Source organism: Microbacterium sp. Root1433D1 (genome assembly GCF_001426835.1).
GTDB lineage: Bacteria > Actinomycetota > Actinomycetes > Actinomycetales > Microbacteriaceae > Microbacterium > Microbacterium maritypicum.
This window is the reverse complement of record NZ_LMFN01000002.1, coordinates 455,011-467,786: the sequence shown is the minus strand read 5'-3', so window position 1 is coordinate 467,786 and position 12,776 is coordinate 455,011. Positions and strand designations below refer to the sequence as shown.

Below are 12,776 nucleotides of genomic sequence, written 5' to 3'. Positions count from 1 at the left end.
GCACCATTGTGAACACCACCAAGAACCTCCCCCGCCTCGCCGCTGTGATCGCGGTCTCCCTGCTCGCGCTCACCGGCTGCACGCCGGAGAGCAGCACCTCCGAGTCCGCGTCCCGCCCCGCAGGCGAGACCGTCACCATCGAGGATGCCTGGGTGAAGTCGGCGGACGAGGGCATGTCCGCCGCCTTCGGCACCCTCCTCAACAGCGGTGACGACGATGTGACGGTCGTCTCCGTCACGTCCGAGGCCTCCGACATGATCGAGCTGCACGAGACGGTCGAGAACGAGGCCGGCGAGATGGTGATGCGCGAGAAGGACGGCGGATTCGTCATCCCCGCCGGCGGGAAGCTCGCCCTGGAGCCGGGAGCGAACCACATCATGCTGATGGGCCTCTCCGGTCCTCTCACCGCGGGCAGTGACGTCACCTTCACTCTCACGTTCTCCGACGACTCCACGTATGAGTTCACCGCTCCCGTCAAGGACTACTCCGGCGCGAACGAGAACTACGAGGGCGGCGAAGAGCACGAGGGTATGGATCACTGATGTCGGCGCCCCTTGAGGGCGCCCGCTCCCGCCGCGCCGGGTCGACCCGGCGGCAGTTCCTCCTCGGAGGCGCTGTCGCCGGAGTCGGCGCGGTCGCGGCCGTGGGAGTGGACCTCGCCCTGAACCGCCAGGAGAGCGCAGCGAAACCGGTCTCCGCCCCGATGAACGGTGAGCTCACAGTGCCGTTCTTCGGAGTCCACCAGGCCGGTGTCGATACCGCAGCGCAGGCACACGGCATCTTCCTCGGCCTCGATCTCCGCGAGGATGTCGACCGAGAAGGTCTCACCCGCCTGATGCGCATCCTGACGGATGACGCGGCTCGTCTGACGCAGGGGCTGCCTGCCCTCGCCGACTCCGAGCCGGAGCTCGCGCTCTCCCCGGCGCGGCTCACGATCACCTTCGGGTTCGGTCCAGGGCTCGTCGCACGAGCCGCCGGAGCGGGGCCCTCCTGGCTCGCTCCCCTTCCGGCTTTCAGGGTGGATCAGCTACGGCCCGAGTTCTCGGACGGCGACCTTCTCGTGCAGATCGCCGGAGACGATCCGCTGACCGTCGCCCACGCGACGCGGATGCTCCTCAAGGACGCCCGCGGCTTCGCGAGTATCCGGTGGACACAGCAGGGCTTCCGCCGGGCCCATGGCACGGAACGCCCCGGCACGACGATGCGCAACCTCTTCGGGCAGGTGGACGGCACGACCAACCCGGAACCGGGCACGGAGCAGTTCGACGAGGTCGTGTGGAGCGCAGACGGATGGCTCGCCGGAGGCACCGGGATGGTGATCCGCCGCATCCGCATGGATCTGGACAAGTGGGACCGACTGGATCGCAGCGGACGCGACGCATCCGTGGGGAGGACGCTCGCCAACGGCGCCCCGCTGACCGGGACCGAGGAGTTCGACGAACCCGACTTCGAGGCGACGACGGCGATCGGCTTCCCCGTGATCGCGCCGTTCGCACATATCCGACGCGCCCGCGGCGAGGGGAAGGAACACATCTTCCGCCGCGCGTACAACTACGACGAGCGACCGGTCGGCACCGAGGTGTCCGAATCCGGCCTGATCTTCGTCTCGTTCCAAGCCGATGTCGAGCGGCAGTTCGTCCCGATGCAGCGCAGACTCGATGAACTCGACCTGCTCAACGAGTGGACGGTTCCGATCGGGTCGGCCGTCTTCGCGATCCCACCCGGGTGCGCTGAGGGCGGATTCATCGGCGAGACCCTCCTCGCCTGAGATTCCGACCGTGCCCGGCGACGGCCGGGCACGGTCGGACACCCACCCGCGGCGCACGAGCCGTCACCGCACCTGTTCCCGTACGGGTCGATATCGCAGGGCGAACGAGCCGGAGCGGAACTCCTGGCGGCCGATGAGCTCGAGAGGGATGCGCTCGCACAGACCGGAGAGGAGCGCGGGCCCGTGTCCGGCGATCACCGGCTGAACGACGAACTCGTACTCGTCGATCAATCCCAGATCGGCCAAGGCCACGGGAAGCGTGACGCCGCCCACCCACACCGTTCCGCGGGACTCGAGGATGAGACGTCGAACCGCACGCTCGAGGTCGCCGCGAACAAGCTCTGCGTTCCAGTCGACCTCGCTCAGCGTGCTCGACACGACGTACTTCTTCGCCCCGTGGATGGTCTCGGCGAAGGGGATCTCCCACGCGCTCATCCCGTCCGGCCAGACACCCGTCGCGGGCTTGCGCCACGCGGATTCCATCATCTCGTAGGTCACCCGGCCGAAGAGCAGGGCGTCGGCGCGCTCCATCTCCGCGGTCCAGTACTGCATCGACTCCTCATCCGGCGCGGCGCCGGCCTCGTGATCGCAGCAGCCGTCGAGCGTGACGTTGATCGAGTATCGAAGCGATCCCATGATCGTTCTCCTTGGCGTGCGTCCGCACGCATGAGGCCGTGTGGGAGGCCATCAACGCTGACCAGTCGATCCGGCGGCGCATCCCGTACCGGCCCGACCTGACCGGCGTAAACCCGTGGTCACGTGACCGCGGCGGCGACGGCACCCCATGGCCGCTCCTCGGCGGAGTCGAAACCCTCCGCGAACACGTTGCCCGACTAGTCTCGTCGGCTTGAGTCGGCCTACTTCGACTGCTCCTCCAGCAACTTTTTCAGCAAGTCGTCCCAGTCGACCTCGGGATCTGGCGCGAACAACTCGCTCACGTAGTCATCAGGGATGATCTCTCCCGCAATACCGGCGAGGAGCGCGTAGGGCTGGAGTAGCGGGTCGCGGAACCGGTACCGGAAATTGCGCTCCACACCGATCCGCTGGAGCACCGATCCGCGCTCGATGGACATGAACGCATTCAGGTGACGAGCGAACGCCGGAATCTCATACCTCTTGCCCATGATCCTCGAAAGCGGATCGCGGACGGAGCCCGCGGTGAAGTAGCCGAGCCCGTCCTTGGGTGCGAGCGCGCACGCGACGAGCACCTGCGCGTAGAGGCTGTCCGCACGCGAACTCTGCACCGCTTTGGAGTACGCCGCCATGCTCGTGTGCGTGTCGAGAACGTCTGAAACGGCGGCCTCCACGTGCTTGAGTGATACGACACTCTGGTCGTCCTCGACGGCGCGATGTCCCGCTTTGAGCGCGAGGAGATGCGCGTAGGTAGGCAGGCCCTCCGCGATCTTTGTGACCCGAATTAGGGCGTCTGCATCGATGTGCATCGCAACCTCACGGAACCCTCGGTCCACGACAGACATAATCTCCAGTCGAGTCATTCGCGGCATCTGGACCTCTTCGATGGCTCGCTTGACTGACTCGTGCTCGCCCACGAGCGCCTCGATCGAGTCCGACACTCCCACAATGACGATCTTGGTCTGTACAACGTGATCCGAAAGGGCCTTCAGCGTGTCTGCCATCGATGACAGCGCCTCGTCGTCATCGATCCGGTCATACTCATCGAACACGATCACCATAGGCGGAACGACGCTCTCCAATGCGATGCGAATGTCGTCAGGATTCGGACTGCCGAATGCCCATTCCTCCGGGACCTCAAGACCGAGCGCCTGGAACGCCCGCTTCCACACGCTCTTGAATGAGTCTCCGGCATTGCAGGTGATCCGCTTTGCGAACTCGCGCTGACCCGATCCCACGCTCACGAGCAGTTCGGACAGGATGTTCGACAGCGAGGTCTTGCCCACCCCACGCTCGCCGTACAGGACGACGTGTCGACCCGGCTCGGCGACGGCGGTCAAGACGTCGCTAATCTGAGAGAACCTGCCGGAAAATGCGTCGCGACGGCTGACAGGCGCGGCGGGCGTGAAAGTGCGCGAGAGCGCCATCTTGCGATCGAGTTTCGACTTGAAGTCCGTCATGGGATCGACCATATTGCATCGCCGCGCTCAACTCGCACACAGAGTCACGACGCTGTGGCGGCGGTGTCGTGCAGGTGCCCACGATACGCGTAACCTGTGTCGAGTGACGCCAGGCGCTTACCCGCTCCTGACCACGACCCCAGCCGAGAACCATCCGACTAGCGTCGCGGCGAGTTGTACATGCCCAACCGCCTCGGTCTCCGAGTAGCCGTGCCCCGAGTGCCGATGCTGTTCCGCGAATGCGAGCGTCTCCAGCATTCCGATCAGCACGGTTTTGTGATCGGGATGTCCGTCATCCCGCTGAGCGAGGACGAGTCCCCACCCCTTCTGATCGCGGAGCGCACCGACGATCTTCGAGAGTTGCGGTTTCTTGTCCTTCGGTATCACGACGGCGCCAGCGGCGGCCTCGACGGCTTGAATCCCCTCGCGCAGAATCATGCTCGCGTTCGGCGACAGGGACTGCATCTCGCGCCAGGCCGTCGCGAGATGCTGCCCGGCCGTGCCATTCGCGTCGTTGATAGCCCTTTGCGCGGCATCCTCGATTCCCTCGGGCATCCGGCGCGCGAGCCGATAGTTGGCACCTTCCCGCACTACCTGAACCGCGGATGAACTCAACACCATTTGAGACTTCAGTAAGGCGACCTCATAGGGGTCACGCACCCTGTCGACCTGTTGCATCTGAGACAGCAGAAAGTCGACGACCCGCAGCGTGTACTTGTCGCCCTTACCCCTGATCGACTCAGTGACGTGCGAGGGATGGTCACTCGCCCGGTCGAGCTTGACACGTAAGGCCGCTTCGATGGTGTTGATGACCTCTCGACGGACCGCCCCGTGGTTCGTCCGTTGCCGAAAGAACGTCTCGAGCCACTGCCGGATGGTGTCATCAAGAGAGTCCGGGATCGGCTCCCGAATTATGAGCAGGTCTGCATACTCGTCATCGGTCGCATCCCAGGGTTTGAACGGCTTCACGCTCGGAGCCTAGCGCCAAGCAAACCACGGTTAGGCCTAGGAACACGGCGCGTATCGCACGTAGGTCGCACGGCAGGCTCTGAAGCGACCGAAGGAAAAGCAAAAACCCCGGCGGAGCCGGGGTTTTTCAGTGTGCGCGATACTGGGATCGAACCAGTGACCTCTTCCGTGTCAGGGAAGCGCGCTACCGCTGCGCCAATCGCGCCCGTTGGGGCTATTCAGTTTTCCCGTGAGGTGGCGACGGGATTCGAACCCGTGTAAACGGCTTTGCAGGCCGGTGCCTAGCCGCTCGGCCACGCCACCGTGTGGATTGACCCCACGTGCGGAAGATCTTCCGAAGAAGATCTCCTGCACTCGAGCGGATGACGAGACTCGAACTCGCGACCCCAACCTTGGCAAGGTTGTGCGCTACCAACTGCGCTACATCCGCATTTTGTTCCCGGTTGTCCCGGGCACTCATGAAACATTAGCCGAAGATCCGCACTCCGCCAAACCGGCAGCGAATCTCGCGCGTGTCTCGCCGAGTGGTCCACAGGGCCTCTGAGCGTCCGGTAGTATCGGTTGACGTACCCCGCGGGTATGGGCGATTGGCGCAGTTGGTAGCGCGCTTCCTTCACACGGAAGAGGTCATCGGTTCGAGTCCGGTATCGCCCACCACAGAACCTCCGATCCACTCGGGGGTTCTTTTCGTTTCCCCAGAGGCCTGGGCCGCAGACCTCCCGGTTCCCTCACGCGCGTCCGCCGGGCGACCTGCCGTCGCGCTACCCGACAGGGATACGCACGACGCGGTCGTCGCCTTCGTCCGGGTCTCCCCGACCGTCGGTGTTGTTCGTCAGCAGCCACAACGCCCCGTCCGGTGCGACCGCGACGTCCCGAAGCCTCCCGAGCGACTCGACGAGGAACTCGCCGGAGGCACGGAGGTCGGTGAGCGGTACCTGTCGGATCCGCTCTCCGCGGAGGTTCGCGATGAAGATCGACCCCGCGGTGATCGCGATTCCACTCGGACTCGCGATGCCGGGAGCCCACTGCTGCACCGGATCGATGAAATCCGCACGGTCAGAGATGCCCTCCGCCCTCGGCCATCCGTAGTTGCCGCCCGGTTCGATCACGTTGAGTTCATCCCAGGTGTCCTGACCGAACTCGCTCGCGTAGAGCGTTCCGTCTTCGTCCCACGCCAGCCCCTGCGGGTTGCGGTGGCCCAGGCTGTAGACGGGCGAGCCCCCGAAGGGGTTGTCCTCCGGCACGCGCCCATCCGGCGTGACGCGGAGGATCTTCCCCGCGAGAGATCCGAGATCCTGAGCGCCTTCACGATCGCCGGCGTCGCCGACCGTCACGTAGAGCATCCCGTCGGGGCCGAAAGCGATGCGGCCGCCGTTGTGGTTACCGGCGGCGGGGAGGCCGGAGAGGATCGTCTCGGGCTCACCGATCTTCATCGACCCCGGCGCGCCCGACAGGGCGAATCGTTGCACCCTGTTCTCGTCGGCGGCCGTCGAGTACGCGTACAGGTCGCCCTCGTGCACGGCGATACCGAGCAGGCCGCCCTCCCCGCGCGGCTCGACGCCCTCGATCACGCCGACCTCGCGCGTCTCACCCGCATCCGAGACCTCGACGATGCGGGCGGTGTCCCGTTCGCTGAGCAACGCGGTGCTCCCCGAGAACGCGATGGACCAGGGGGCTTCCAGGCCCTGCACGATCGTCTCCCTCTGCTCCGGGGAGATGCTGACGGACCCCGCGGACAGCGTCGGCGAAGGCGGAGCAGGTGGTGTCGGCGCGCACGCGACGAGAGCGATCCCGGCGGCGCACAACGCGGCCGATGCCCTCAGCCCTCGCCGCGTCGCCCTCATCACCGTTCCCTCGCCTCCCGTTCGACACTAGACGCGCTGCGCGCGGTGCAGAAGAGGCGTGTGTCCGAGGGGCCGCGTAGCCTGCCACGGTGTCGACGAATCAGCTTCTCCCCGGCCCCTGCGCGCTTTGCGGAGGCACACGAGGAGTACGCATGGAGGGCGCGTGGTGCTGTGCCTCCTGCGGATGGCGCGTCGGCGACGCCCCCGATCCCGACCTCCCCCTCCCCCGTATCGACGTCGTGTACTACATCCGATTCGACCGTCGCGTGAAGATCGGCACGAGCCGGCGTCCGCGACAGCGGCTGGCCAGCATCAGGCACGACGAGCTCCTGGCTTTCGAGCGCGGCGGTCGCGCCGTCGAACAGCAGCGACATCGCGAATTCGCCGCGATCCGTGAGGGCGGTGAGTGGTTCACCTGGACAGACGAGCTGCGGGCGCACGTCGCCGCCCTCCAGGAAGAGGGCGAGCCGTGGCCGCTGTACGGACGCTGGTTGAGCGGGGCATTGCGCGGTATCGACGCCGCGACACCCGAGCTGTGACATGACGGTGCCGGGCGACTGCTTCGAGAAGTCCAGTCACCCGGCACCGCGTCTCGGGAAGGATCAGGCTGTGGCGGCCCGACCCCGGGCGGTCGCAGGCTGCGGCTGGCATCGGGATGATTCCTCCTCCTGTGGCGCCGCGGTGCGCGACTCACCACTGGTTCGAAGCCCGATGCGGATCGGATTGCTCCTCACGTGCCTCCCGGCGGCCCACCGAGCACCGGGTGAGACACCGCGGTCGATCGCCCCGGATCTTCGCGGCCGGGTCCCAGACACCACTGCTACGGTGAGCGTGCCGGTATCTTGCCGGCATCAGGGAAGACTTCTCGTCGACCAACGGGCCTCATCGGTCATTTCGTTCTCCGTCGCCTCCTCTGTGCGAGTCCGAGGAGCATCATGCCCACCCCGTCAGTTCCCTCTTTCATCGACCCCGCGCACGCCTGGGCCGCCCCGATCGCCCTCCCCTCGGGGACCACCGCGATCGTCTACTGCGAAGGCCAGTTCGGCGAGCAGGACGGCAAGACCGCCAACGGGCTGGTCCGCCACTCCGAGAAGTACGAGATCCTCAGCGTCATCGACAGCACCCACGCGGGAGCGGATGCCGGGATGCTTCTGGACGGACACGTGAACGACATCCCGATCCTCGACGGTCTCCCCACCGCGATCGCGCACGCCGGGCACGTCCCGGACTACCTGATCTGCGGCGTCGCTCCCGCCGACGGCCTGCTCTCAGCCGATCAGCGCACCGTGCTCCTGGATGGCATCGCCCGCGGAATGCACATCATCAACGGCCTGCACGAGTTCCTCACCGACGACGCCGAGTTCGTCGCCGCGGCGCTTCTCGCCCAGGTCACGATCACCGACATCCGTCGCCCGCGCGACAAGAAGGATCTCCACCTCTTCTCCGGTCGCATCTTCGACGTGACCTGCCCGCGCATCACGATCCTGGGCACCGACGGAGCGATCGGCAAGCGCACCACGGCGACGATCCTCGTGCGGGCGCTCAATGAGCGGGGCGTGCACGCTGTGATGGTCGGCACCGGGCAGACCACGATCATCCAGGGCGGGCGCTACGGTGTCGCCCTCGACGCCCTCGTCCCGCAGTTCTGCTCCGGCGAGGTCGAGAATCAGGTCGTCGCGGCGTTCGAGGGCGAGAACCCGGATGTGATCATCGTGGAAGGACAAGGCGCACTCAGCCATCCCGCCTACATCACCTCCGCGCACATCCTCCGCGGCAGCCAGCCCGCAGGCGTGATCGTGCAGCACGCCCCCGGACGCAAGGTCCTCGGCGACTTCCCCATGGTGGCGATGCCCACGGTCGCGAGCGAGATCGCCCTGATCGAGGCGTTCGCCGACACGACGGTGATCGGCGTGACCGTCAACCACGAGAACCTCTCGACGGAACAGCTGGCCACCGCGATCGACGAGATCGAGCTCCGCACGGGACTCCCCGCGACCGACCCGCTCACACGACCGCTGGCCGAACTCGTCGATATGGTGCTGCAGGCGTTCCCGATGCTCAGCCCGCGACGGACCAGCCGTAGCGCCGCGTGAGAGCCGTTCCGACGCGGTCGTAGCGGCGGCGATCGAGGACCGCCGCTTCCCGTCGCAGTCCGCGTTCGTGGACGCTGTACAGCTGCTCGATGTCGACCCAGGACTCGCGTCCCTGAGAGTCCCAGGCCCCGGTCCCGATCGAGAGGTAGTCCCGCTCCCCGTCGTGCGGCTTGCTGGTCATCCGCACCGCGTACACGCGATCCGCTGACTGCCGGCCGATCACGAGCACGGGACGGTCTTTGCCGCGCCCGTCGTTCTCCTCGTAGGGCACCCAGGTCCAGACGATCTCGCCGGCATCCGGGGCACCGTCCCGCTGCGGCGCATAGGCGACCCGCAGATCCCTGATCCGGTCCGGATCGATGCGGGCGGTCTCGGTGCCGGCGGGGGCGGAGGTCTCCTGCGGGGTCCGCAGACGCGCGTCCGGGCGTCTCGGATCTGTTGTCCGAGACGCCCGGCCGGAGCCCACTGCCTTGAGCAGAATCTCCGCGAGTGTTGCCAGGATGCCGTTGGTCTTGCTCACACGGTCACCCTAACCGCAGATCACGCGTCGGCGAGTGCGTAGCCCTCCTCGCCGTGCACGACCTGGTCGACACCGGCGATCTCGTCCTCGTTCGTGACACGGAAGCCGATCGTCTTCTCGATGGCGAAACCGATGATGAAGGCGACCACGAAGGAGTAGATCAGCACTCCGAGCGCGGCGATCAGCTGCACGGCGAGCTGGCGGGCGTCGCCGCCGACGAAGAGGCCGGTCTCGGTGGCGAAGAAGCCGAGGTACACCGTTCCGATGAGACCACCGACGAGGTGGATGCCGACGACGTCGAGGGAGTCGTCGAAGCCGAGACGGAACTTCAGTTCGATCGCGAGTGCGCACACGACTCCGGCGAGTGCGCCTAGCAGCAGGGCCCAGCCCGGCGTCAGGTTGGCGCACGCCGGGGTGATCGCGACCAGACCGGCGACCGCACCGGAGGCGGCACCGACCGAGGTGGGCTTGCCGTCCTTGATCTTCTCCACGAGGATCCAGCCGAGGATGGCGGCAGCGGTCGCCCCCAGGGTGTTCAGACCGATGAGTCCGACCCCGCCCATGTCCTCCGCGAGCCACTCCGCGCCGGCGTTGAAGCCGAACCAGCCGAACCACAGCAGCGCGGCGCCGAGGAGCGTCAGAGGCACGTTGTGGGGCTTCAGGATGCCCTTCTGGAAGCCGATGCGCTTGCCGAGCACCAGCGCGAGAGCGAGGGCCGCGGCACCCGCGTTGATGTGCACGGCGGTACCACCGGCGTAGTCGATCACACCGATGCCGCTGTCCTCGCCGAAGAGCGTGGTGCCGAGGTTCATGATCCAGCCGCCGCCCCAGACCCATGCGGCGACCGGGAAGTAGCCGACGGTCGCGAAGATGCCGGCGAAGATCAGCCAGCTGCCGAACTTCGCACGATCCGCGATCGCTCCGGAGATCAGCGCCACAGTGATGATGGCGAAGGTGGCGCCGTAGGCGACTCCCAGGAGCGCGACGTTCGAGCCCTCACCCTCAGCCAGGCTCGAGAGCCCGATGTCGGCGAAGGGGTTACCCGCGAAAGCGGTCGGGCTGTCGACGGCGCTCATCGAGAAGCCGAAGAGAATCCACAGCACGGCGACGAGTCCGATGGAGCCGAAGCTCATCATCATCATGCTGACGACGCTCTTCGCCTTGACGAGACCGCCATAGAAGAAGGCGACGCCGGGCGTCATGAGCAGGACCAGCGCTGTCGCGGTGATCGCCCACGAGATGTTGCCGGGAGCATCCATAGGAAAACCTCACATCCGAAGTAATTGAGAGCTTCAGTGTGACGACCTGCGGTTTCGTCAATGCGTGAGGTTTGTTTCCCCGCGGTTACAGCGCGGCTCCGCCCGTGAACATCGCGTTACGCGATTCTGCGGGCTTACGCAGAATGTGTGAGGGCGTTGAGCCGAGAGATGGCGCGCAGGTACTTCTTGCGGTACCCGCCGGCGAGCATCTCATCGGAGAAGACGGAGTCGAGCCCGAGCCCCGTGGCGAGGATCGGGATCTGCGCGTCGTACACGCGGTCGACGAAAGCCACGAAGCGCAGTGCCTCCGACTGATCGGTGAGCTGGCGCACCCCGCGCAGACCCACACCGTCGACGCCGTCGATGAGTCTGATGTAGCGCGACGGATGCACCTGTGCGAGGTGGCGGATCAGGTCGTCGAACCGGTCGTCGGATGTCGCACCGGCGGCGCCCGCCTTCTCGACCGCGTCGGCGTACGCCGCGTCGTCGAGCACGACCGCGTGCCCGTCGAGGGCGCGCTGGCGGAAGTCGACGCCGTCGATGCGCAGCGTCTGGAAGCTGTCGGACATGGCGTGGATCTCCCGCAGGAAGTCCTGTGCGGCGAAGCGTCCCTCGCCGAGCGCGTTCGGCGGGGTGTTCGAGGTCGCCGCGAGCCGGGTGCCGGTCGGCACGAGCTCCCCCAGCAGACGGGTCATCACCATCGTGTCGCCCGGATCGTCGAGCTCGAACTCATCGATGCACAGCAGGTCGGCGCCTTTGAGCAGATCGACGGTGTTCTTGTAACCGAGCGCGCCGACGAGCGCGGTGTACTCGATGAACGAGCCGAAGTACTTCCGACGCGCAGGCATCGCGTGGTAGATCGACGCCAGAAGGTGCGTCTTGCCCACGCCGAACCCGCCGTCCAGGTAGACGCCGGGCTTGAGCTCCGGCTCCTTCTTCGCGCGGCTGAACAGACCGCCGCGCTTCGCAGGCGTTCCGCGCCCGGCGAAGCGCATCAGCGTCTCCTTCGCCTCCTCCTGCGAGGGATAGGCCGGATCAGCGCGGTAGCTGTCGAACGTCGCGGAGTCGAACTGGGGCGGCGGCACCAGGCTCGCCAGCATCTCGGGTCCGCTGACAGTCGGCTGACGCTCGGTGAGGTGCACGATTCCCGTGCGGCTGGTCTGGTCGGTCATCACAGTCCTGAATCAGGTGCTCACCTGTGTCGAAGTCTTACGAATCGGGCGCAGGGTGCTCGGCGGGGATCTATCGTCGAAGGGACGGATCAACACTACGCCGTCTGCCACCGCCCCCTCGTCCGCTCAATGCTTCGGAGATCCCATGGCCATCGAGTTCGATTCCTCCTCCCCCAAGTTCGCCGAGTATGCCGAACCGGGCCGCCTCGTGACCACGCAGTGGCTCGCGGAACGGCTGGGAGCGCCGGGTCTGGTGGTCGTCGAGTCCGATGAAGACGTCCTGCTCTACGAGACCGGCCACATCCCGGGAGCGGTGAAGGTCGACTGGCACACCGAGCTCAACGACCCCGTGGTGCGCGACTACGTCGACGGCGAGGGCTTCGCCGAGCTGCTGAGCCGCAAGGGCATCGATCGCTCGGACACGGTCGTCATCTACGGCGACAAGAACAACTGGTGGGCCGCCTACGCCCTCTGGGTCTTCTCCCTCTTCGGTCACGAGGACGTGCGTCTGCTCGACGGCGGACGCGACCGCTGGATCGCGGAGGGGCGCGAGCTCACGCGTGAGGCGACCAGCCGTCCGGCCACGGAGTATCCGGTCGTCGAGCGCGACGACTCCCTCATCCGCGCGTACAAGGATGACGTTCTCGCCCATATCGGCAGCCCTCTGATCGACGTCCGCTCTCCCGAGGAGTACACCGGTGAGCGCACCACGGCGCCCGCGTACCCCGACGAGGGCGCGCTGCGTGCCGGCCACATCCCCACCGCGCAGAGCGTGCCGTGGGCCAAGGCGGTCGCCGAGGACGGCGGCTTCCGCAGCCGTGCCGAGCTCGACGCGATCTACCGCGACGGGGCCGGGCTGAAGGACGGGGACGATGTCGTCGCCTACTGCCGCATCGGGGAGCGCTCGAGCCACACCTGGTTCGTGCTCACCCACCTTCTGGGCTTCGAGAACGTGCGCAACTACGACGGGTCCTGGACCGAGTGGGGCAGCGCGGTGCGTGTGCCGATCGTCACCGGCTCAGAGCCCGGCACGCTCTGAACATGTGACAATGACAGGG

At 66.6% G+C, this 12,776-nt stretch carries 12 protein-coding genes and 4 tRNA genes; 6 read left to right on the top strand and 10 right to left on the bottom strand.

Annotated elements, in window-relative coordinates; all coding sequences use genetic code 11:
• Positions 1-8 precede the first annotated feature (8 nt).
• Both ASD13_RS08145 and ASD13_RS08140 read left to right on the top strand, forming a co-directional pair.
• Positions 9-542, top strand: coding sequence for a copper chaperone PCu(A)C (locus ASD13_RS08145; protein WP_055868004.1), 534 nt, complete (start codon positions 9-11; stop codon positions 540-542).
• Positions 542-1,768 carry a Dyp-type peroxidase gene (locus ASD13_RS08140; protein ID WP_055867994.1) on the top strand — a complete coding sequence of 409 codons (1,227 nt, stop codon included), beginning with the start codon at positions 542-544 and terminating at the stop codon, positions 1,766-1,768. The genes ASD13_RS08145 and ASD13_RS08140 overlap by 1 nt, the downstream gene beginning before the upstream one ends.
• Before the next feature lie 63 nt (positions 1,769-1,831).
• On the opposite strand, the gene ASD13_RS08135 is transcribed toward ASD13_RS08140, so the two are convergent.
• From ASD13_RS08135 to ASD13_RS08110, 6 genes are all read right to left on the bottom strand, one after another.
• Positions 1,832-2,404 carry a dihydrofolate reductase family protein gene (locus ASD13_RS08135; protein ID WP_055867990.1) on the bottom strand — a complete coding sequence of 191 codons (573 nt, stop codon included), beginning with the start codon at positions 2,402-2,404 and terminating at the stop codon, positions 1,832-1,834.
• A 221-nt stretch (positions 2,405-2,625) separates the two neighbouring features.
• Entirely contained in the window at positions 2,626-3,861 is a 1,236-nt protein-coding gene (locus ASD13_RS08130; RefSeq protein ID WP_055867985.1) for an AAA family ATPase, read from the bottom strand.
• A gap of 117 nt (positions 3,862-3,978) precedes the next feature.
• Positions 3,979-4,830: a hypothetical protein gene (locus tag ASD13_RS08125; RefSeq protein WP_055867982.1), complete on the bottom strand. Its 852-nt coding sequence runs from the start codon at positions 4,828-4,830 to the stop codon at positions 3,979-3,981.
• Between the two features lie 133 nt (positions 4,831-4,963).
• Positions 4,964-5,035: transfer RNA gene (locus ASD13_RS08120), tRNA-Val, on the bottom strand.
• Positions 5,036-5,062: 27 nt separating this feature from the next.
• A tRNA-Cys gene (locus ASD13_RS08115) sits at positions 5,063-5,133 on the bottom strand.
• A 54-nt stretch (positions 5,134-5,187) separates the two neighbouring features.
• Positions 5,188-5,260, bottom strand: a tRNA-Gly gene (locus ASD13_RS08110).
• A gap of 151 nt (positions 5,261-5,411) precedes the next feature.
• On the opposite strand from ASD13_RS08110, the gene ASD13_RS08105 reads away from it, so the two are divergent.
• Positions 5,412-5,487: transfer RNA gene (locus ASD13_RS08105), tRNA-Val, on the top strand.
• A gap of 104 nt (positions 5,488-5,591) precedes the next feature.
• On the opposite strand, the gene ASD13_RS08100 is transcribed toward ASD13_RS08105, so the two are convergent.
• Entirely contained in the window at positions 5,592-6,674 is a 1,083-nt protein-coding gene (locus ASD13_RS08100) for a PQQ-dependent sugar dehydrogenase (RefSeq protein ID WP_055867976.1), read from the bottom strand.
• Positions 6,675-6,826: 152 nt separating this feature from the next.
• On the opposite strand from ASD13_RS08100, the gene ASD13_RS08095 reads away from it, so the two are divergent.
• A complete protein-coding gene (locus tag ASD13_RS08095; protein ID WP_157535606.1) occupies positions 6,827-7,213 on the top strand; it encodes a GIY-YIG nuclease family protein in 387 nt (128 codons plus the stop codon).
• 396 nt (positions 7,214-7,609) lie between these two features.
• Positions 7,610-8,767, top strand: a complete 1,158-nt coding sequence (locus tag ASD13_RS08090; protein ID WP_174799575.1) for a DUF1611 domain-containing protein — start codon at positions 7,610-7,612, stop codon at positions 8,765-8,767.
• Here the strand turns inward: ASD13_RS08090 and ASD13_RS08085 are convergent.
• The 3 genes from ASD13_RS08085 to zapE all read right to left on the bottom strand — a co-directional run bounded on the left by ASD13_RS08085 (position 8,733) and on the right by zapE (position 11,718).
• Positions 8,733-9,287: a type II toxin-antitoxin system PemK/MazF family toxin gene (locus ASD13_RS08085; RefSeq protein ID WP_174799576.1), complete on the bottom strand. Its 555-nt coding sequence runs from the start codon at positions 9,285-9,287 to the stop codon at positions 8,733-8,735. The genes ASD13_RS08090 and ASD13_RS08085 overlap by 35 nt on opposite strands.
• 20 nt (positions 9,288-9,307) lie before the next feature.
• The gene (locus tag ASD13_RS08080) at positions 9,308-10,546 is read right to left on the bottom strand and encodes an ammonium transporter (RefSeq protein WP_055867970.1); all 1,239 of its coding nucleotides are present in this window, start codon (positions 10,544-10,546) and stop codon (positions 9,308-9,310) included.
• A gap of 134 nt (positions 10,547-10,680) precedes the next feature.
• The gene (gene zapE / locus ASD13_RS08075) at positions 10,681-11,718 is read right to left on the bottom strand and encodes a cell division protein ZapE (RefSeq protein WP_055867968.1); all 1,038 of its coding nucleotides are present in this window, start codon (positions 11,716-11,718) and stop codon (positions 10,681-10,683) included.
• Positions 11,719-11,863: 145 nt separating this feature from the next.
• Between zapE and ASD13_RS08070 the strand changes: the two genes are divergently transcribed.
• On the top strand, positions 11,864-12,757 hold the full coding sequence (locus ASD13_RS08070; RefSeq protein WP_055867964.1) for a sulfurtransferase: 894 nt from the start codon (positions 11,864-11,866) through the stop codon (positions 12,755-12,757).
• Positions 12,758-12,776 lie beyond the last annotated feature (19 nt).